A 20,602-nucleotide genomic window follows, 5' to 3' on the forward strand; every position below is an offset into this window, starting at 1 on the left:
GTGCAGCGTCCAGCCGTGTATGCCGAGCCGGCGGGCCGGCTGTCTTTATCAAAAATCCAACAACCATTCTACCGGCAAACCGGCAGTGGCCCGTCCCCGGTCCCGGAGCCGGGATCAGGAAGCCAGTTCCAGGACGTTCCGGGCACGCTGGAGAGCCACTGCCGAGGAGTAGATCAAAGCGGCATCGGCGGCCATGGCCACCCGGAGGTCGAGCGCCTTGGCGAACTCTTCCGAGGCGGCCAGGGCGTTCCCGCTGACGAAGTAGGCGCGACCCAGGTATTGGTGGACCACTGCTTCCTTGGAGCTTCCCTGCACCTCCTGCAGGAGCTGGCGGAACAACTGCACCGCCCGGTCAGTACGGTTGGTGGCCCTGTGGACCTCTGCCTCAAAGATCCTGAGCCGGAACGACTCCGGATCCTTATAGCGTGCCTCGGCCAGGAGCTCCGCGGCCTCCTTGGGCTGGTTGTCCAGGAGAAGGGCCATGATGCGGTCGGCGGGGTCCTCCGATGCCTCCAGGGCGTTCTCCATGGCGTCTTCGTTGACGATGACCGGAAGGAGGGTGTCCGGGTTCATGCGCACGCCCGGGAAACCCGCAGTTGGCCAGTCGCTGATGCCTTCGGTCATGGTGGCCGTCATGATGCGATCTCCTGGTAAGCGGCGAACAGCAATGAGGTATCCGGCACATCGAGGATGCCCGGTTTGGCAATTCCGTCCAGGACGACGAAGCGCAGCAGGTCGCCCCTGGATTTCTTGTCCCTGCGCATGCCGTCAAGCAACCCCTGCCAACGGTCATTGCGGTAGGTAGTGGGAAGTCCAAGGCTTTCAAGGATTGCCCGGTGCCGGTCGGCGTCGGCGTCCGCGAGGCGTCCAACGCTGCGTGAGAGCTCTGCCGCAAACATCATGCCCACCGAGATTGCCGCGCCATGGCGCCAGGAGTATCGCTCCACCAACTCGATCGCGTGGCCCAGCGTGTGACCGTAGTTCAGGATCTCCCTGAGCCCGGATTCCTTGAGGTCCTGGGAGACTACGTTGGCTTTGACGCTGATGGCGCGTTCGATGAGTTCCCGCACCACAGCGGAACCGGGATCCGTAACAGCGTCGGTGTTCTTCTCGATCAGGTCCAGGATGGCCGGATCGGCGATGAATCCGCACTTGATGACTTCGGCCATGCCGGAGACGAGTTCGTTCCGGGGCAGGGTCTGCAAGGTATCCAGGTCCGCGAGCACCGCTGCCGGCGGGTGGAAGGCGCCCACGAGGTTCTTGCCCTCGGCAGTGTTGATGCCTGTCTTGCCACCCACTGACGCATCAACCATGCCCAGGAGGCTGGTGGGCATATGGATGACCTTGACTCCCCGGAGCCAGGTGGCGGCGACGAATCCGGCGAGGTCCGTCACGGCACCACCGCCAACGGCCACGATGGCGTCGGACCGGGTGAAGTCGTTCTGGCCCAGGACCTGCCAACAGAAGGCGGCGACCTGGATGTGCTTGCCTTCTTCGGCGTCGGGAATTTCCGCCGTCAGGGCCGTGAAACCGGCCGTTTCGAGCTCATCCCGGACGGTGTCGCCGGTCAACCGCAGGGCACGGGGATGGATCACCAGGACCCGGCGGACCCGCTCACCCAGCCGGGCCGGGAGGCTCTCGAGAAGACCCCGTCCCACCACGACGTCGTAGTTTTCAGCAGCGGACTGCCCGGTCACCTTGATGACAGTTGCTTCGGTGCTCACTTTTCAACTTCCTCTTTCAGGGCTGCATGCTCGCGCAGCCGCTCCTCCAGGAGGAGCCCGATTTCTGCCACAGACCCGGACCGCACGTCCAGGACAATGTCAGCCAGACGTTCGTAGATGGGTCGCCTGGCGGCGAACAAGGTCTCCCAGCGGGACATTGCGTCGCCCTGCAGCAACGGCCTGCCGGTGTTCCGGGCAATGCGTTCAGCCACGGTCCCGGCATCACATTCGAGGTAAACCACGGTGCACTCCCCCAGCAACTGCTGGGTGCCGGAGTCCAGTACGGCGCCCCCGCCCAGCGAGATCACGCTGGCCTGGGTCCTTGCTGCCTCAATGGCCTGGGCCACTGCCCTCGCTTCGATTTCCCGGAAAGCATGCTCTCCCCTGCCGGCGAAGATATCGGCGATACTGCCGTGCGCTGCCACGACCATGGCATCCGTATCAACGAATGCCAGGCCGAGTTGCTGCGACAGCTGCTGGCCAATGGCGGACTTGCCCACTGCCATCGGCCCAACAAGCACAACGGGACGGCCCGGCAGGCCGCCCATGTCTGCGCGGGCCACTACCGGCCGACCGTGTCCAAAGCAGCCGGGATGTTGTCCAGATAGGTTTGCAGGTTCCGTGCAGTTTCCTGGACGGAGTCCCCGCCAAATTTTTCGGTGATCGCTTCGGCCAGGACCAAGGCAACCATGGCTTCTGCAACAACGCCCGCTGCCGGAACGGCACAGACATCAGAACGCTGGTGGTGGGCTTTGGCAGGTTCGCCCGTGCTGACGTCGATCGTCTGCAGGGCCCGCGGCACCGTGGCGATGGGCTTCATGGCGGCACGGACGCGGAGCACCTCACCAATGCTCATGCCGCCTTCGATACCACCGGCGCGGTTGGTCCTGCGGATGATCCGGCCGTCTTCGTCCTTGACGATCTCGTCATGGGCAGCCGACCCGCGGCGTGCCGCGGTCAGGAATCCGTCGCCGACCTCCACGCCCTTGATGGCCTGGATGCCCATGAGTGCCGCGGCAAGCCGTGAGTCAAGGCGGCGGTCCCAATGGACGTAGCTGCCAAGGCCGGGAGGAAGCCCGTACGCGAGCACCTCGACGACCCCGCCCAGGGTTTCACCTTCTTTGTGGGCCGCGTCAACTTCGGCCACCATGGCATCGGATGTTTCGCGGTCAAAGCAACGCAGCGGGTCTGCATCGAGGGCGATTACATCGGCGGGACCCGGCAGCGGACGACCCTCCGGCACGGACACGCTGGCAATGGAAACGGTGTGGCTCACGAGTTCCACACCCAAGTGCCTAAGGAGCTGCGCGGCAACGGTGCCAAGGGCAACGCGGGTGGCCGTTTCACGCGCGCTGGCCCGCTCGAGAACGGGGCGCGCCTCATCAAAGCCGTATTTCTGCATGCCGGTGAAGTCAGCATGGCCGGGACGCGGCCGGGTGAGCGGGGCATTGCGGGCCTGGTCAGCCAGCAGCTCCTCGTCCACCGGATCGGCGGCCATGATCTGCTCCCACTTGGGCCATTCGGTATTGCCCACCTGGATGGCAACGGGTCCACCCTGGGTGATTCCGTGGCGCACACCCCCAAGGATGGTGACCTGGTCCTGCTCGAACTTCATGCGGGCTCCACGGCCATAGCCCAGGCGCCGGCGCGCCAGGGCGTCGCGGATCTGCCCGGTGGTGAGTTCAACACCGGCGGGCACGCCTTCAAGTATTCCAACCAGTGCCGGACCGTGGGATTCACCGGCTGTCAACCAACGCAACATATAACCAATCCTGCCATGTAAGGCTTCTAGAAGACCCGTCGGGGAAGCCCGACTGAGTCGCACATCACATCTATGACGGCGGCATCCACGTCACAGCCAGTAAAGAGGCGGATCTGTTCGGCAGCCTGGTACATCAGCATTTCAAGGCCGGGAACCACCGCCCCACCGCGTCCTGCCCAGACATCGGCAATCCGGCTTGGCCAAGGATCGTACGCAACATCCAAGAGGACGCCACCGGTGCCGGAAACGGGGATCGACTCCAGTTCATCGGCCAGGGCATCGGCGGCACGGGGCGGGAAAGTGGAGATCACGAGGTCGGAACCGGCAATCGTCCGGGCCGCCTCCCCCAGCGGGCGAACCTGCAGGTCAATCCCGACGGCGGCAGCGGCAGCTGTGGCTTCAGCGGCACGGGCCGTATCCCGGACGAAAACGTCAGCGCGGCGCGCACCGAGGGCGGCCGCGGCAGCCAGTGCAGCAGCCGACGTACCTCCGCCACCAAGAATCGCTGCCGCAGGAGTGGAATCAAGGCCGGCGTACCGGACGGCTTCGACGATGCCGGCCACATCGGTGTTGTAACCCACCCGGCGCACAGCGCCCTGCTGCCCTTCAAAGGCCACGGTATTGATGACACCCAGTGGTTCGGCGGCGCCACGGACTTCGTCAACCTCAGCCACCATGGCGGACTTCAGGGGCATGGTGACGGACAGGCCGCACCAGCTGCCATCGGCGCGCACGGCCTCCATGAAGGCCGGCAGCGTGCCAACCGTGACATCGATCGCTGTGTACTGGATGTCCACGCCGAGCTTGGCATACGCGGCGGTGTGCATCGCAGGAGACTTCGAGTGCGAGATGGGATGCCCCAGGACCGCCGCGCGGCGGCTCACACGCACCGCCCTGCATTGGCCTGGCACCAGGCGTTGTACTGCTCCACGTAGGTGCTGTGCTCGGCCAGCGTCTTGGAGAACTTGGTCTCCTTGGTGTCCAGGTTGATGGTGACCCAGTACAGATAGTCGTTTTGCGTCGGCTTGGCTGCGGCGTCGATGGCTGTCTTGCCCGGTGAGCCAATGGGTCCGGCAGGGAGGCCGACGTTGGCGTAGGTGTTGTAGGTGTTGGACTTGTCGGCCTTCTCTTCCTCCGTGAGGTGGAAGGACTTCTTCCCCAACCCGTACGTCACCGTGGCATCGGACTGGATCAGCCCGTTGGTTTCGGTGTTGTTGGGCTTGAGCCGGTTGTAGATGGCACCGGCCACGTTGCCGTAGTCCGCCTGGCCGCCCTCTGCCTGAACGATGCTGGCAATGGTGACGGTGTCGTACTGTTTTGCAGGATCAGTGATGCCTTGGGCCTTGAGTTCATCCAGGGTGGTGGTCACCAGCTTCTGGATAATGTCCTGGCCGGAGGTACCCAAGGGGAAGCGGTACTCACCGGGCGCCAGGAAGCCTTCAAGGTTCCTGGCCTTGGAGGGAACCCCGAATTGGGCCGGGTTCTGGTTGAAGCTGTTCAACTGGGCCATCGGGATGCCTGAGCCCTTGGAAATCGCATCCAGTGATTCGTTGATGCGCAGCCCTGCGCTCAGGGCGAAATAAATGACCTTGGATGCATCCTTATTGACCAGGACGGCCACCGCATCCGAATTCTTCATTTCCTTCTTGAAGGTGAACTCGCCGGGCGACAGTTCACCGCCCTGGCTGAGGAACTCCTTGACGAAGGAATCGGCATCGGCGACGACCTTGTTGTCCACCAGCGCCGTTGCCACAGCCTTGGGACCGGTACCTTCGGGAACCGTGATACTCACCGAACCGCTGCCCGGGCCCGGGTAATCGCTGACTTTATCCATGCCCAGCAACGGTTTGAGGAATTGCGCACCCACCGCTACCGCGGCAACAAAAACACCCAGCGTGATCAGCAATGCAAGCACACGACGGCGGCGCCTCGCCTTCCGCGCGGCCGCCTTGGCGGCCTTCGATTCAGGCCCGGCCAGCAGCGGGTGGGGCCCGTCATGGAATTCCGTGTGGTCGTCCTCGTGGTGGGGATGCCCGTCATAACCAAGGTGGTCGTCATGGTGGTCATCGTGGTGCTGCACCAGGCCTGCGTGGGAATCACCGGCATCAGCGAAGGATTGGTGGTGTCCGTGGTCTGCGTGGCCATGCCCGGCAAGGACGGGGACGGCAGCAGTGGCAGGAGCGATCGGCTCATCCGGTGTTGCTGCATCTTCCCTGGCTTTTGCTGTTTCCGCAGCCTCTGCCGGTTCGGGCGTGGCGGGATTGCCTGAGTCTGCTGGAGCATGCTCCTGCTTTTGCGTCGTCGAACCGGCGTCCGGCACCACGGAGGGGGCCGCTGCGGGAACAGGCGGGACAGGCACTGACGGTGCCTGGACAGGCGCCGCGGGCACGGCCGGCACAGGACGGGGCAGCGCCGGCCCGGCGTCGGGCGCGGGAGGCGTCTCACCGGGGGTGGCCTCAGGAACGGGTACGACGTTCTGGTTCTGTGTGGCGAGGAACCGCTCGCGCGCCCGCAGCTCTTTGCGGGTCAGCGGCATACCGCCTCCAGCGGTTCCACCGGAGGGGTCGTTGTTGACCGGGCTCACAGTTGCAGTCCCCTCGTAGAAGAATCTGGTTCACTGCCAGAGGCGTCCTGCAGCGTTGGGGCACTGCTTGGCATCCCGGACGGCGCCGGTGCCTGCACGCGGCGGCCTGCGTCCGTTCCTCTGGCTTTTTGCATGTCGATCGCTTGCTGCAGTATTCCAGCAGCAGCAACCTGATCAACCACTTTACGGTGGTTCTTGCTGCTCATGCCAGCTTCGCGGAGGTTGCGGTGCGCCGAAACGGTGGAAAGCCGCTCGTCCACGAGGTTGACGGGAACGTCCACGCCCTTGGCGGCCAGCTCCGCCGCCAGGAGCCGGGCGTACTCTCCTGCCATCTGCGCGGAGGCGCGCTCTTCACCCTTCATGGTGCGTGGCAAGCCCACGAAGACCTGCACAACCCCGAGCTCCTGGACCAGTTTCGCCAAGGCGCGGACATCGGAGTTCTTTTTGGGGTTCCTGCCGAGCGTTTTCAGTGGCGTGGCAAGGATGCCGTCCGGGTCGCAGACGGCCAGGCCCACGCGGACCGTGCCAACGTCTACCCCCAGTTTAATTCCCTGGGGGTAGACGCCGCTGTTTGTTTCCGAAGCCACCGTCAGCGCTTGGCAATCGCGTCCACTACCGCTGTGAGGGCCTCGGCGACCTTCCCAGCGTCCGTACCGCCACCCTGGGCGACGTCGTCCTTCCCGCCGCCACCACCGCCGAGGATGCCGGCAGCCAGGCGGACGAGGGCGCCTGCCTTGACGCCCATACCGCGTGCAGCGTCGTTGGTGGCGATGAGGATGATCGGCCGCTCATTGCTGACACCTGCCACGGCGACTGTGGCAGCTTCCGAGCCGAGGCGGTTGCGCAGGTCCAGGGCAAGGTTGCGGAGGTCGTCTGCGCCACCCACCTGGCCGGCGTCGTGGGCTATGACGCGCACGCCTCCAGCATCGCGGGCCGTGCCCACCAGGTTCGCTGCTGCGGCGGCGAGCTGTTCCTTGCGGAGGCGGTCGAGTTCCTTCTCAGCAGCCTTGAGCTTGTTCAAGGTGCTGGAAATGCGGTCGGCCAGCTGGCCCGAGGGGACCTTCAGCATCTCGGTCAACTCGGTCACGAGCGCCCGTTCGGCGGCCAGGTGCCGGAATGCGTCGAGGCCGACAAAGGCTTCCACGCGCCGGTTGCCCGAGCCAACGGACTGCTCGCCGAGCAGCGACAGGCTGCCAATCAGCGAGGTATTGGCCACGTGGGTTCCGCCGCACAGTTCACGGGACCACGCGCCGTCGATCTCCACGACGCGCACTTCGCTGCCGTAGTTCTCGCCGAACAGTGCCATGGCGCCCAGGGCCTTCGCTTCGGCGAGTCCCATGACCTTGGTGTCTACCCGGAAGTTGTTGCGGATGGCGATGTTGGAGACTTCCTCGATCTCCGAACGGGTGGCGGAGCTCAACCCCTCACCCCAGGCGAAGTCGAAGCGCAGGTAGCCGGCCTTGTTGAAGGAGCCCCTCTGCGTTGCCTCCGGTCCGAGGATCTGGTGCAGTGCGGCGTGCACGATATGCGTGCCGGTATGCGCCTGCTCGGCAGCATGGCGCCGTTCACGGTCGACGGCGGCGCGCACCAAAGCGTCGGAAGCAATTTCGCCTTCACGGACGATCGCCTTATGCACGCTCAGTCCCTTGAGGGGACGCTGAACGTCCAGGACCTCGACGACGAATCCGTCACCGGTGATGAGCCCGGTGTCGGCGGACTGGCCACCGGCTTCGGCGTAGAAGGGGGTTTCGTTCAGGACGATTTCGATTTCGTCACCTGTAGAGGCGTGGGCAACCCGGTGGCCGCCGCTGACGATCCCGCGGACCCGGGACTCGCCTTCGAGCTCGTCGTAGCCGGTGAACACAGTCTCCCCGTCGCCCAGCAGTTCCTGGTAGGCCGTGACATCCGCATGGCCACCCTTCTTGCCTTTGGCGTCTGCCTGGGCGCGCTGGCGCTGTTCCTGCATGAGGGCACGGAAACCTGCCTCGTCAACCTTCAGGCCGGCCTCTTCGGCCATCTCCAGCGTGAGGTCGATGGGGAAGCCGTAGGTGTCGTGAAGAGTGAAGGCATCCGCGCCGGACAGCGGAACACCGGCTGCCTTGGATTCCGCCACAGCGTCCTCCAGGCGGGCAGTGCCGGAGGCGATGGTCCGGAGGAATGCCTTCTCTTCGGCATAGGCGATCCGGCTGATCCGGGCGAAGTCTGTCTCCACCACCGGGTAGACACCCTTCATGGCGTCACGGGACACGGGCAGCAGATCAGGCAGGCAGGCCTTTTCCACGCCAAGCAGCCGCATCGCTCTGACAGCGCGGCGAATCAGGCGGCGAAGGACGTAACCCCGGCCTTCGTTGGAGGGGGCCACGCCGTCGGCAATCAGCATGAGTGCGGAACGGATGTGGTCGGCCACCACGCGCATCCGCACGTCGTCCGTGTGGTGGGGGTCGTCGTCGGACTCCGCGGACGTGTATTCCTTGCCGGACAGCTCCGCGGCTTTGTCGATCACTGGACGGACCTGGTCGGTCTCGTACATGTTTTCCACACCCTGGAGGATCATCGCCAGGCGCTCCATGCCGAGGCCGGTGTCGATGTTCTTGTTGGGCAGCTCACCCACGATGTCGAAGTCCACCTTGGACCGGACGTTCTCGATCTGGTACTGCATGAACACAAGGTTCCAGATCTCGATGTAGCGGGTTTCGTCGGCAAGGGGACCGCCCTCGATACCGTACGCCGGACCGCGGTCATAGTAGATCTCCGAGCAAGGGCCGGCCGGACCCGGCTGGCCGGTGTGCCAGTAGTTGTCCGACTTGCCCATGCGCTGGATGCGCTCTTCGGGGATGCCGGTGTTCTTGAGCCAGAGTTCCTTGGCTTCGTCGTCTTCCTCATAGACCGTCACCCAGAGGCGTTCGGCTGGAAGTCCGTAACCGCCGTCGTCCACGCTGCGGGTCAGCAGTTCGAAGGCGAACTTGATGGCATCTTCCTTGAAGTAGTCCCCAAAGGAGAAGTTGCCGCACATCTGGAAGAAGGTGCCGTGCCGTGCGGTCTTGCCGACTTCCTCGATATCCCCTGTGCGGATGCACTTCTGGACGCTCGTGGCGCGGCTGTACGGCGGCTCTTCGCGCGCGGTCAGGTACGGAATGAACGGCACCATGCCGGCCACAGTGAAAAGGAGCGACGGGTCGCTGGAAACGAGCGACGCGGAGGGGACGGCGGTGTGGCCCTTGCTGACAAAAAAGTCCACCCAGCGCTTGGTGATCTCCTGCGACTTCATTAGCTGATTACTTACCCTTCCAATTCACTGCACACGGTGTGCACGGAACCTGCTGATGCTGTTCCGCAGCTTTCTATTCTGCCCTGTCACGGGCACGGGGGCGAACCTGGTCCGCTATTTCCGACCGGCATCGGGAGCCTCGACGCCCAGCGCGGAGCGCAGGTCGGCCTCGCGCTCGTGCATCCCGGCACGGACGGCATCGGCAAAATCGAAGAGGCCGTCAGCGAGGCGCCCTACAGCACGGTTCAGGCCGTCAGGTCCGATGTTCGCCTGCGCCTCGGTGAATTTGCGGAACGCGATGACCCCGATGGCCACGCCGATTCCCATCCATACAATTCTCTTCATAACGGGCTTCTCCAGTAAGTCAGCGGCTGCGGCGGCCGGATGAGGGGGCGCGGCGGCCTGCGAAGGCCGAACGCACGCCATAGCTGAAGGCCGCCACCTTGATCAGCGGAGATCCCACCGTCGCGGCCACCAGGGAAGACAAAGCCGAAATGTTGGCCGACGCGTCTGAGACGTTGGACGCGATGCCGTCCACCTTCTTCAATTGCTGGTTGGTGGTGGAGACCGTTGCCGTGACCTCGTCCATGAGGGGCGTGGCGCCGTCGCTGAGGGACTTGATGGTGGTCCGCACTTCATCGAACACCCCGCCAAGCTTCAGGATCGGCACGGCCAGCAGCAGGACCAGAAGTGCGAACACTCCTGCTGCGATCAGGCCTGCGATGTCGCCACCGGACATAAGACTCATCTCCTAGGGTTGATTCGGCGCCTTGCACGCACTGCTTTTCCGGCAGCGGCCAAGGCCTCCCCAAGTACCTTATCGGGAAACAAAGAAGCCCGTGGCAGGTGCCACGGGCTTCTTGTAACGCTGCTGAGATTTAGCGTGCGTAGAATTCGACGACGAGCTGCTCTTCGCAGATCACGGGGACCTCGGAGCGCTTCGGGCGGCGAACCAGCTTTGCCTGCAGGGCGTCGATCTTGACGTCCAGGTACGGCGGGGTGGTGGCGAGGACGTGTGCACCGGCAGCTGCTGCCTGGAACGGTGCCATGACCTCGGAACGGCTGTGGACGTGGATGAGCTGGCCTTCGCCGACGCGGAAGGACGGGCGGTCCACGCGGACACCGTCAACCAGGATGTGGCGGTGCACAACCAGCTGGCGGGCCTGGGCGATGGTGCGGGCAAAGCCTGCACGGAGAACCAGGGCGTCCAGACGCATTTCGAGCAGTTCAACCAGGTTTTCACCGGTCAGGCCCTTGGTGCGGCGTGCTTCTTCGAAGGCACGGGTCATCTGGGCTTCACGGATGCCGTACTGGGCGCGCAGACGCTGCTTTTCGCGCAGACGAACGGCGTAGTCGGAGTCCTGCTTCTTGCGTGCACGGCCGTGCTCACCGGGGCCGTACGGGCGGCGCTCCATGTACTTGGCGGCCTTGGGGGTCAGAGCGATGCCGAGCGCACGCGACAGGCGTGCGGTGCGGCGAGCACGAGTGTTGTTAGCCACTTGTGTCCTTCCAATTACTGCGGTGTGTCAGTTTTACTGGCCTCCATCAGGGAGAGCATCGGCCAACCGCTGCCACTTGCTACTGGCCCGGCGCATGGCCCATGAAGGAAAACCTTTAAGGGAGGGTGCGTCGGGTCATGCCAGACAAGGAACCATCTTAGCACGGGACCATGCCGCACTGGCGTGCTGGAGCAAGCCGGTACCCTACTGCCCCCGCACAATCCTGCGGAGGCGTTCCAACCGGGGGGCGATGTCACGCTCCGCGCCGTTGCCCGTGGGCAGGTAGTAGTCCTTGCCGACCAGGTCATCCGGCGGGTACTGCTGCGTGGCCACACCGTGCGGCTCGTCGTGGGCGTATTTGTAGCTCTTTCCGTGGCCCAACTGCTTGGCCCCCGGATAGTGGGAGTCACGCAAATGCATCGGAATGCTCTCGCCGTACCCTGCCCGCACGTCGGCGATGGCGCTGTTGATGCCCATGTAGGCCGCGTTCGACTTGGGGGCTGTAGCCAGATGGACCACAGCCTCGGCCAGGATGATCCGCCCTTCCGGCATGCCGATCAACTGCACTGCCTGTGCTGCCGCCACGGCTGTCTGCAAGGCCGTAGGGTCGGCCATTCCGATGTCTTCGGCTGCCGAGATGACAATCCGCCGGGCCACGAACCGCGGGTCCTCCCCCGCCTCCAGCATCCGCGCCAGGTAATGCAGGGACGCGTCCACGTCCGAGCCCCTGATGGATTTGATGAAGGCGCTGGCCACGTCGTAATGCTGGTCGCCGGCGCGGTCGTACCGGACCGCGGCAGCGTCAAGGGCCCTTTCGGTGTGCCGCAGTTCCACCAGTACCGGAGCGTCCGGTGCGCCGTCGTCCGCAAGGCCGGGTTCGCCGTCGTCGGTAACGTTGCCTTCGGTTTCGACGGCGGTGCTGTCGCCGAAAGCGACACCCGCGGCCGCTTCCAGTGCCGTCAGCGCCCGGCGGGCATCGCCGCCGGAGAGCCGCACCAGGTGGTCCAAGGCCTCCGGGGCGAGTTCCACCCTCCCGGCGAGCCCCCGGGTATCGGCAACGGCACGCTGCAGCAGACCGGCGATGTCGTCGTCTGTCAGCGGCTTCAGCGTCAAGAGCAAGGACCGCGACAGCAAGGGCGAAACCACCGAAAAGGAGGGGTTTTCCGTGGTCGCTGCAACAAGGACGACCCAACGGTTCTCCACCCCGGGCAACAAAGCATCCTGCTGTGCTTTGTTGAACCGGTGGATCTCGTCGAGGAACAGCACGGTGGTCTTCTTGTAGAGGTCCCTCGCGGTCAGGGCCTCGTCCATCACGCGGCGGACGTCCTTCACGCCTGCAGTAATGGCGGACAACTCAACGAACTTCCGCCCCGGCCCGCGGGCAATCACGTGCGCGAGCGTCGTCTTGCCGGTCCCCGGAGGGCCCCACAGAATGACCGAACTCGGCCCGGCAGGCCCCGCGGCCTCGACCCCCGCAGCCAGTTGGCGCAACGGAGACCCGTGACCGAGCAGATGCTGCTGGCCCACCACGTCGTCGAGGGTGCGCGGACGCATGCGTACTGCCAAGGGACTGCGCTGGGACGCCAGCCACGCAGCGTCCGCACCGGCATCCGGAGCATTTACCTCCTCCGACTCGTCGTCGACTGCCCCGGCACCAAAGAGATCTTCCACATGGATAGGCTACTCATAGATTCAACAAAGGAGGCATTGCCGTGGACCGCCCCACCACCAATCCGCAGCGGAGGGCCGCCAAACCGGGCAGCCGCAACGCCCTGGTTGCGGCCTCCCGCCTGCATGGCTGGGTGGAACGCTTTGCGACAAGTCACGGGGGGCTGTCCGAAGAGCAGTGGACAGGGGACGGCGCGCTGCTTCTCTGCGCCAACGACGGCGCGACTGCCGCGCTGCGGGCACCGTGGCCCGAGGATGGCAGGCCCGGCCGCGGCAAGACCAGCCTTGACCGCCTGGCCTCCGCGGCCAGGCAGGAGCGTGGGCTGGGGATCCTCCTGGTCCGCCGCGGCGGGTATGCAGTGGCAGCAGCCACAGGATCGACGGTGCTGGAATCCAAGAGCGGCAACCGCTACGTCCAGTCCCGGTCCGCGGCGGGAGGCCAATCCCAGCAACGTTTCGCCAGGAGGCGCACACACCAGGCCGATGCCCTGGTGGACACTGCGGCCGAACATGCTGCCAGGATCTTCGCGGCCCACACCGTCGAATACATCGTGCCAGGCGGTGACCGCGCCTTGGTGGAGCAGGTTTTGGACCATCCGGCGATGCGTTCCATGGCCAGGCGGCCCCGGCTTGCGTTGCTTGACGTTCAGGAGCCCAAAACTGCCGTCCTGGCCAAGGCCGCCGCCGACGCCTGCGCTGTCCGCATCACCGTCACCGACGCACCTGCGTAGCGGCTACGTAACCACTAACAACCCGACAGCGCCCTTTGCAGCGGTGCCTGACGGTAGACGTAGCTGCCGGAATCGGTGAAACCGGCCCTCCGGTACAGCCCCTGCGCACCGTGGTTTGCGGCCGTGACAAGCAGCCAGAAGCCCTGAAGGTCCAAGCGACGGCCTTCAGTGAGCAAGGCCGCCAACACCCGGGAAGCATATCCCCGTCTCCGGTGCGCGGCCGACGTCGCCATGCTGTAGATGCCACCCCAGCCAGCTGCCAAGGCAAGACGCCCGACGGCGGCCGGTTGCCCGTCGTCGTCCCTCACCAGCGCGTACACGGACGGACAGCCGGAAAGGATCGCCCGTGCGGTTTCAAGCTCACGGTCGCCGCCGCGGCCGTCGATTGACCACCACAGGTGAAGCCACTCCTTGGACGGTTCCGGCGCCAGTTCCACTGGCGTGACCGGTGGCGCCCCTTGCAGGTCCCGGGTCCCCCGGACCATGATCAGGGTCTCGGACTGGCGCGTGAACCGCGCGCGGTCCAGCACGGCGTTCAAGTCCGCGCTCCGGACGTCGTCGAACACTTGGAAGATCAGGGGCAACCGCCGGCGCCGGTACCACTCAGAGGCTGCCCTGACGGCCGCGGAAACATCCCCATCAGCTCCGGAAGGATCCCTGGGCCACACCGAATTTGCCCGTTGGGTGACACCATGGGAAGCCCGCAGGACCCAGGTTCCCGTGTCCTCCCGGTCACATGCAGGCCAGGCCCGGTCCATCAGGCCCTCCAACAACTGCCGGTCCACCCGGACCCCTCCTTTCCCAAAGACCGAAGGCCCTCCGCTTGACGCGGAGGGCCTTCGGTAACGCACTTACTCGGACTCTGGCTTGACGGCCGGCTTGGCTTCCGGCTTGAAGTCGACACCGGCTTCCTTGCGCTGCTGCGGAGTAATGGGAGCCGGCGCAGCCGTCAGGGGATCGAAACCACCGCCGGACTTCGGGAAGGCGATGACATCCCGGATGGAGTCCACGCCCGCAAGCAACGAGACCACGCGGTCCCAGCCAAGCGCGATGCCGCCATGTGGAGGTGCGCCGTACTTGAAGCCTTCAAGCAGGAAGCCGAACTTGGTCCGGGCATCTTCCTTGTCCAGGCCCATGAGCTGGAAGACGCGCTCCTGCACGTCACGCTGGTGGATACGGATTGAACCACCACCGATTTCATTGCCGTTGCACACGATGTCATAGGCATAGGACAACGCAGACTCCGGATCCTGGTCGAACGTGTCCAGGAATTCAGGCTTGGGCGAGGTGAAGGCGTGGTGCACGGCAGTCCACTGGCCCGAACCAACCGCTACATCGCCGGACGCCACGGCAGCGGCGGCGGGCTCGAACATTGGAGCGTCGACAATCCAGACGAAAGCCCAGTCCTTGGGATCGATCAGGCCAGTGCGGTGACCGATCTCTACACGGGCAGCACCCAGCAGCGAACGGGAGGCGTTCTTCTCGCCGGCGGCGAAGAAGATGCAGTCACCGGGCTTGGCACCGACAGCGTCGGCCAGTCCGGCACGTTCCTGTTCCGTGAGGTTCTTGGCGACAGGGCCTGCAAGTTCGCCGTCCTCCTTGTACAGGACGTACGCCAGCCCCTTGGCGCCACGCTGCTTGGCCCATTCCTGCCAGGCGTCAAGGGCGCGGCGGGCCTGGGAAGCACCGCCGGGCATGACAACCGCGCCAACGTAGGGGGCCTTGAAAACGCCGAAGTTGGTGTCCTTGAAGAACTCCGTCAGCTCCGTCAGCTCCAGGCCGAACCGCAGGTCCGGCTTGTCCGAACCGTACTTGGCCATGGCGTCCAGGTAGGTCATGCGGCGGATCGGCGTCGGAACCTCGACGTCAATCAGCTGCCACAGAGCCTTGACGATCGCTTCACCCAGTTCAATGATGTCGTCCTGGTCCACGAAGCTGGCTTCAATATCCAACTGCGTGAACTCGGGCTGGCGGTCTGCGCGGAAGTCTTCATCGCGGTAACAGCGGGCAATCTGGTAGTACTTCTCGAAGCCGCCGACCTGGAGAAGCTGCTTGAAGAGCTGCGGCGACTGCGGCAGCGCGTACCAGGAACCGGGGGCCAGGCGTGCCGGGACCAGGAAGTCACGGGCGCCTTCCGGTGTGGACCGCGTCAGCGTGGGTGTTTCGATCTCAACGTAGCCACGCTGGTGCAGCAGGTCGCGGGCCACGCGGTTGGCCTCGGAGCGAAGGCGGATGTTACGGGCCGGGCCCGGGCGTCGCAGGTCAAGGTAACGGTGCTTGAGGCGCGCTTCCTCCCCCACCTCCACGTGCTCGTCGATCTGGAACGGCAGCGGATCGGACGTGTTGAGAATGACCACCTTGTCCGCGATGACCTCGATGTCGCCCGTGGCCAGCGCAGGATTCTCATTGCCTTCGGGGCGCTTGTTGACAGTTCCCGTTACCTGCAGGACGTATTCGTTCCGCAGGCCGTGGAAGACCTCTTCCTCACGGACGACCACCTGTGCGACACCGGACGCGTCACGCAGGTCGACGAATGCCACGCCACCGTGATCACGGCGGCGGCCCACCCAGCCGGCCAGGGTAACGGTCTGTCCAATGTGCTCGGAGCGAAGTGATCCGAGGTCATGTGTGCGCAGCACAGCATTCCTTTCAGCATGAATTTTCGAGGGATCTCTGCAAAGACGATCCCGTCCGAGTTTACCCGCCCCGGTCGCGGCTCCCATGACGGGAGGTCAGGCAGTGACGACCCGCACGTGGAGGTCTTCTTCTGCCGGAGTCCAGGTTTCCGGATCAGCATCCACCTGGACGCCCGACCTGATGTCCTTGACCTGGTGCTTGCCGTCCTCGTCCGTGAACCAGACAAACGGAATTCCGCGACGGTCCGCGAACTTGATCTGCTTGCCGAATTTCTCGGCCTTGGCGGCCACTTCCGTGGCAATTCCGCGACCGCGCAGCCGGGTCGCTATGTCCTGGGCTGCCGACCAGCTGTCGTCGTGGTTCAGGGCCACGAGGACAGCCGTGGGAACGGAGCGTGTTGCCGTGGCGAGTTCCTGGCTGAGGATGCGGGAAACGAGGCGGGTGACGCCGATGGAAAGTCCCACGCCCGGGAACTTCCGGTTGCCCTTGCTGGCCAGTGCGTCGTAACGGCCGCCCGAGCAAATGGATCCAAGCTGCTCATGGCCAACAAGCACCGTTTCCACGACGGTCCCGGTGTAGTAATCCAGCCCCCGGGCGATGCTGAGGTCGGCGATGACCTTGCCCGGAGCCCGCTGGACTGCGGCCTTGATGACCTGCCGCAGCTCATCAAGCCCCTCTTCCAGAAGCTCATGGGTGACGCCCAGCTCCCGGACCTTTTCCACGAACGATGTGTCCTCGGTCCGGATCGTAGCCAGCCGCAGCGCCAGGTCCGCCTGAGCATCGCTTGCCCCGAGTTCGCTCTTCAAGAGCCCGGCGACCTTTTCAGGTCCGATCTTCTCGAGCTTGTCGATGCTGCGAAGGACGCCCGCCGTGTCATCCAGCCCGATACCGCGGTAGAAGCCCTCGGCGAGCTTGCGGTTGTTGACCCTCAGCCGGAAGTCAGGAATGGGAAGGGCACTGAGGGCCTCGGCGATCACCAGCGCGATTTCCACGTCATAGCGGAACGGCAATTCACCGTCGCCCACCACGTCGATGTCAGCCTGGGTGAATTCCCGGGCGCGTCCCTCCTGCGGGCGTTCACCGCGCCACACCTTCTGGATCTGGTAGCGCCTGAAGGGGAAGGAAAGATACCCGGCGTTCTCGACGACGTAACGGGCAAACGGCACAGTGAGGTCGAAGTGCAGGGCAAGGGCGTTCGTATCCGACTTGCCGGAAGCTGAGTCGTTGTCATCTTCCTGGAGCCTGCTCAGGCCATAGACTTCCTTGTCGATTTCACCCTTGCGGAGGAGCTGCCCGACGGTCTCCACGGCGCGCGTCTCAATGGAAGAGAACCCGTGGAGCTCGAAGGTCTTCCGCAGGGTGTCCAGGACATGGAGCTCCACCAACCGTTCCTGGGGAAGCCACTCGGGGAATCCGGACAGGGAGGCGGTACGTGCCATGGTGGATGAACTCCTTGAAGAAAGCAGACCGGAAACGGCACCAGACTCAAACCGGCCATGCGGCGTTTGGGGAGCGGGCGTCCAACAGGTCATGCATAAACTATGTGCGGCAGCCAGTTTATGCTTTCCGCGCGTGCACATCTAATACAGCACGCCGGCCCTGCAGGCAGCCGTGGACGTGGACACTTTCAGGAGGACTCTTGGCAACAAGGTCGCGGGATGACCGCGAAGCAAGACGGCGTATCCGGCAGATGGAAGCCAAGCGTGCACTCCGGCAGGAGCAAGGCAAGCGCCGGAAGCGCGACAACGTCCTTGCAGCCAGTGCAGCCGGCGTGGCAGTGGTTCTCGCGGTGGTGCTGCAACTGACCGTTTTCAGTTCCAACCCCACGGAGGCTGAGTTTGCCGCCGCCGAAGCCGGCCTGAACACCACATCCGCGTCCCCTTCAGCGTCCAACAGCGCCGGAATTCCCGGGCCGGAAACAGCAGCCGGCAAGACCTTCACGGGAGAACTCTCCCTGAACGGTGGCGCAGTGGGAGTAGAGCTGAACGGCACCGCAGCTCCCCAGGCCGCCGCAGTCTTCAAGTCATTGGCAGACAGCAACTACTACAGCGGGGCGTTGTGCCACCGGCTGACCACGGCAGAGACCTTTGGGCTTCTGCAATGCGGGGCAAAAGATGCCAGCGGCGCCGACGACCCCGGCTATCGTTGGGGCCCCCTCGAGAACACCCCTGCAGACAATCTCTACCCCGCGGGGACCATTGCCGTAGCCCGCACCGGCAACGACGCATACGGTAACGGGCACCAGTTCTTTATTGTCTACAAAGACACCACGATCTCGGCTGACAACGCCGGCGGCTATACCGTGGTCGGCAAGGTCACCAGCGGCCTTGACGTGGTCACAGCGATTGCTGCCGCAGGGCTCACGCCGGGCGAAAACACCACGGACGGCGCCCCTGTGGCACCTGTCACGATAGACTCGTTTTCTCTGAAGTAACCAGCTCAGGGCCCCGGCCCGGGGCGTATTACCTTAGCAGTCCCTCCAAGCGAAAGACTTTTAGCGGTGACAGACAGTCAGAAATCCGACGAATCAGCAGTAGTGGCCAACGAGGAAGCTGCCTCGGCAAACGGCAGCGCCGGCACCGAGGCAGCAACCGCTGCCGGGTCCGGCAAGCCCTCCGCGCCCCGCCCGGCTCCTTCCCCCGCAGCTTTCGCTGCCCGTCCCAAAACTCCTGCCGCCGTCGTGCCGGCAGCGCCGGCAGTGTCTGCTTCCTCACTCGCGGAAGCCGCAAAGTGGGGCCGCGCCGAGGGTGATGGACACGTTTTCCTCACCTTGGACGGGGAAGAGATTGCCGTGGGCCAATACCCCGGCGTAACGCCTGACGAGGCCCTGGGCTACTTCGCGCGCAAGTTCGACGACGTCATCGCCCAGGTTGTCTTGTTGGAGCACCGCGTGGAATCCAAGGCGCCTGCCACCGACATGCAGAAGACCGTCAACCACCTGCGCGAGCAACTGGCAGAGCGGAACATGGTGGGAGACATCCGTTCCGCCGAAGCCCGGCTGGACACCCTCTCCGGGCAGATCGTTGAACTCGAGAAGTCGGAGAAGGCCGCCCATGACGCGATCCGGGCGAACGAGCTTGCGGCCCGGGAAGCAATCGTGGCTGAAGCCGAGTCCATCGCCGGCCAGGATCCTGCCCAGATCCAGTGGAAGACTTCCAGCGCCCGGATGAACGAGCTCTTCGAGAGCTGGAAAGCCGCGCAGAAGAGCGGCGTCCGTTTGGGTCGCAGCAACGAGGATGCCCTCTGGAAGCGGTTCCGTTCCGCGCGTACGGTCTTTGATCGCCACCGCCGCGCCTACTTCTCCCAGCTGGACAGCAACAACTCCGCTGCGAAGGCCGCCAAGGAAGCCCTGATCGCCGAAGCCGAGGCCCTGTCCTCGTCCAGGGAGTGGGGCTACGCAGCCGGAGAATACCGCCGGCTCATGGACCAGTGGAAGGCCACCCCGCGCGCCAGCCGCAAGGACGACGACGCGCTGTGGGCACGCTTCCGCGCCGCCCAGGATGTCTTCTTCACCAACCGCCAGGCCGCCAACGAGCAAATTGACCAGGAGTACGCTGCGAACCTGACGGTGAAGGAGCAATTGGTCGCCGAGGCACAGGCGCTCCTGCCTGTCACGGATCTCAACGCCGCCAAGAAGGCCCTGCAGTCCATCCGCGACCGCTGGGAGGACGCAGGCAAGGTTCCCCGCGCCGACATGGGCCGCATCGAAGCCGGCCTCCGCAAGGTCGAGGATGCTGTCCGCGAGGCCGAAGACGATCAGTGGCGCCGCAGCAACCCGGAAACCAAGGCCCGGACCAACAGCGCCTTGTCCCAGCTTGAGTCTGCCATCGCGGGACTCAAGGACGATCTCGCCAAGGCTGAGAAGGCCGGCGACCAGCGACGCATCAAGGCAGCACGCGAGGCACTGGAGGCACGCGAGGCTTGGCTGGACCAGATCCAGCGCTCAGCCAGCGACCTCGCCTGATCCCCGCCGATCCAGCAACACCCGCAGGCCCCGTAACGGTTTTCCACATAGCCGCTGCGGGGCCTGTACCCGTTCTGCGCGCTCAGGGAATGATCATTGAATGGCTCTTCCCCGCATCTCCCCGTCTCCTCCGGCGTACCCCGCTTCGGCCACGGTGCAAATCCTGCAGGAACCGACTCTTCAGGAGCTCTATTCGCCCGGCCGCATCTTTACGTGGCATGAGCTCCAGGGCATGTCGGTGGACGGTGTCCTCCGGCCGGTCTACGGCAAAAGCTATGCCGCCCCCGGCGTTGACGTAACAGCCCGGCTGCGCGCCCGCGCAGCGTCGCTGACTGTCCCCGGGAAAATACGTACCAAGGTGGTCGCCGGGAGACTCACGGCCGCATGGATCTATGGCTGCGCCAGCCCCCCAAAGGACCTGTCGCTGCTTGTCGATGCCAAACACCGCATCTCCAGCCTCCGGGGCGCCAAGGGATGCAATCTCCATGAAGTCCGGCTGGGTCAGATGGACGTCGTCAGCATCGGGGGGATGCTGGTCAGCAGCCCGTTGAGGACAGCTGCGGACATAGCCCTGCACGTGGACCAGCGGGAGGCGATTCCGGCCTTGAGGGGCCTGCTGCAGGACCCGGAGCTTGGGGTCCGGCTGAGGCTGCTCCTCCTTGCCGTCGAGTCCGCGCCACGGGTTCCGCACAAAAAGCGCGCCCTGGATACCCTTGGCAGGCTTGCCTCCTCCGGGGCGGGCCGGCCGTCCCCCTAGTTGCTGGT

General features: G+C 64.8%; 19 protein-coding genes. 4 read left to right on the top strand and 15 right to left on the bottom strand.

The features are described 5' to 3' along the window. Window positions 1-114: 114 nt before the first annotated feature. The 12 genes from ACUYMZ_RS11895 to ACUYMZ_RS11950 all read right to left on the bottom strand — a co-directional run bounded on the left by ACUYMZ_RS11895 (window position 115) and on the right by ACUYMZ_RS11950 (window position 12,508). Window positions 115-636: a tetratricopeptide repeat protein gene (locus ACUYMZ_RS11895; protein ID WP_442423677.1), complete on the bottom strand. Its 522-nt coding sequence runs from the start codon at window positions 634-636 to the stop codon at window positions 115-117. Next, window positions 633-1,724, bottom strand: coding sequence for a 3-dehydroquinate synthase (aroB, locus tag ACUYMZ_RS11900; RefSeq protein ID WP_426002833.1), 1,092 nt, complete (start codon window positions 1,722-1,724; stop codon window positions 633-635). Before aroB ends, ACUYMZ_RS11895 begins: the two co-directional genes overlap by 4 nt. Beyond that, on the bottom strand, window positions 1,721-2,272 hold the full coding sequence (locus ACUYMZ_RS11905; protein ID WP_426007541.1) for a shikimate kinase: 552 nt from the start codon (window positions 2,270-2,272) through the stop codon (window positions 1,721-1,723). The genes aroB and ACUYMZ_RS11905 overlap by 4 nt, the downstream gene beginning before the upstream one ends. A gap of 14 nt (window positions 2,273-2,286) precedes the next feature. Continuing rightward, window positions 2,287-3,486 carry a chorismate synthase gene (gene aroC / locus ACUYMZ_RS11910; RefSeq protein ID WP_426002835.1) on the bottom strand — a complete coding sequence of 400 codons (1,200 nt, stop codon included), beginning with the start codon at window positions 3,484-3,486 and terminating at the stop codon, window positions 2,287-2,289. Between the two features lie 26 nt (window positions 3,487-3,512). Continuing rightward, window positions 3,513-4,370 carry a shikimate dehydrogenase family protein gene (locus tag ACUYMZ_RS11915; protein ID WP_426002837.1) on the bottom strand — a complete coding sequence of 286 codons (858 nt, stop codon included), beginning with the start codon at window positions 4,368-4,370 and terminating at the stop codon, window positions 3,513-3,515. Next, window positions 4,367-6,070 (bottom strand): endolytic transglycosylase MltG, encoded by a 1,704-nt coding sequence (gene mltG, locus ACUYMZ_RS11920; protein WP_481603514.1) that lies wholly within the window; start codon window positions 6,068-6,070, stop codon window positions 4,367-4,369. The genes ACUYMZ_RS11915 and mltG overlap by 4 nt, the downstream gene beginning before the upstream one ends. Next, window positions 6,067-6,657: a Holliday junction resolvase RuvX gene (ruvX, locus tag ACUYMZ_RS11925; protein ID WP_426002840.1), complete on the bottom strand. Its 591-nt coding sequence runs from the start codon at window positions 6,655-6,657 to the stop codon at window positions 6,067-6,069. The genes mltG and ruvX overlap by 4 nt, the downstream gene beginning before the upstream one ends. 2 nt (window positions 6,658-6,659) lie before the next feature. Beyond that, window positions 6,660-9,338, bottom strand: a complete 2,679-nt coding sequence (gene alaS / locus ACUYMZ_RS11930; RefSeq protein ID WP_426002841.1) for an alanine--tRNA ligase — start codon at window positions 9,336-9,338, stop codon at window positions 6,660-6,662. A gap of 114 nt (window positions 9,339-9,452) precedes the next feature. Next, entirely contained in the window at window positions 9,453-9,683 is a 231-nt protein-coding gene (locus tag ACUYMZ_RS11935) for a DUF6167 family protein (RefSeq protein ID WP_426002842.1), read from the bottom strand. A gap of 19 nt (window positions 9,684-9,702) precedes the next feature. After that, a complete protein-coding gene (locus ACUYMZ_RS11940; RefSeq protein ID WP_426007542.1) occupies window positions 9,703-10,077 on the bottom strand; it encodes a DUF948 domain-containing protein in 375 nt (124 codons plus the stop codon). 139 nt (window positions 10,078-10,216) lie between these two features. Beyond that, window positions 10,217-10,837 carry a 30S ribosomal protein S4 gene (rpsD, locus tag ACUYMZ_RS11945; RefSeq protein WP_426002844.1) on the bottom strand — a complete coding sequence of 207 codons (621 nt, stop codon included), beginning with the start codon at window positions 10,835-10,837 and terminating at the stop codon, window positions 10,217-10,219. A gap of 204 nt (window positions 10,838-11,041) precedes the next feature. Further along, window positions 11,042-12,508: a replication-associated recombination protein A gene (locus ACUYMZ_RS11950; protein WP_481603518.1), complete on the bottom strand. Its 1,467-nt coding sequence runs from the start codon at window positions 12,506-12,508 to the stop codon at window positions 11,042-11,044. Window positions 12,509-12,549: 41 nt separating this feature from the next. Here ACUYMZ_RS11950 and ACUYMZ_RS11955 point away from each other — a divergent pair, with 41 nt between their 5' ends. After that, complete coding sequence (locus ACUYMZ_RS11955) at window positions 12,550-13,236, top strand: acVLRF1 family peptidyl-tRNA hydrolase (RefSeq protein ID WP_442423672.1); 687 nt, start codon at window positions 12,550-12,552, stop codon at window positions 13,234-13,236. 14 nt (window positions 13,237-13,250) lie between these two features. On the opposite strand, the gene ACUYMZ_RS11960 is transcribed toward ACUYMZ_RS11955, so the two are convergent. The 3 genes from ACUYMZ_RS11960 to hisS all read right to left on the bottom strand — a co-directional run bounded on the left by ACUYMZ_RS11960 (window position 13,251) and on the right by hisS (window position 17,312). Then, window positions 13,251-13,994 (bottom strand): GNAT family N-acetyltransferase, encoded by a 744-nt coding sequence (locus tag ACUYMZ_RS11960; RefSeq protein ID WP_481605865.1) that lies wholly within the window; start codon window positions 13,992-13,994, stop codon window positions 13,251-13,253. Window positions 13,995-14,087: 93 nt separating this feature from the next. Next, entirely contained in the window at window positions 14,088-15,875 is a 1,788-nt protein-coding gene (gene aspS / locus ACUYMZ_RS11965; protein WP_426002848.1) for an aspartate--tRNA ligase, read from the bottom strand. 93 nt (window positions 15,876-15,968) lie between these two features. Further along, entirely contained in the window at window positions 15,969-17,312 is a 1,344-nt protein-coding gene (hisS, locus tag ACUYMZ_RS11970) for a histidine--tRNA ligase (RefSeq protein ID WP_481603520.1), read from the bottom strand. A 200-nt stretch (window positions 17,313-17,512) separates the two neighbouring features. On the opposite strand from hisS, the gene ACUYMZ_RS11975 reads away from it, so the two are divergent. The 3 genes from ACUYMZ_RS11975 to ACUYMZ_RS11985 all read left to right on the top strand — a co-directional run bounded on the left by ACUYMZ_RS11975 (window position 17,513) and on the right by ACUYMZ_RS11985 (window position 20,594). Beyond that, window positions 17,513-18,307 carry a peptidylprolyl isomerase gene (locus ACUYMZ_RS11975; RefSeq protein WP_481603521.1) on the top strand — a complete coding sequence of 265 codons (795 nt, stop codon included), beginning with the start codon at window positions 17,513-17,515 and terminating at the stop codon, window positions 18,305-18,307. Between the two features lie 66 nt (window positions 18,308-18,373). Next, entirely contained in the window at window positions 18,374-19,837 is a 1,464-nt protein-coding gene (locus ACUYMZ_RS11980) for a DUF349 domain-containing protein (protein ID WP_481603523.1), read from the top strand. Between the two features lie 100 nt (window positions 19,838-19,937). After that, window positions 19,938-20,594, top strand: coding sequence for a hypothetical protein (locus ACUYMZ_RS11985; protein ID WP_481603525.1), 657 nt, complete (start codon window positions 19,938-19,940; stop codon window positions 20,592-20,594). Window positions 20,595-20,602 lie beyond the last annotated feature (8 nt).

Source organism: Arthrobacter sp. T572 (assembly GCF_056780115.1).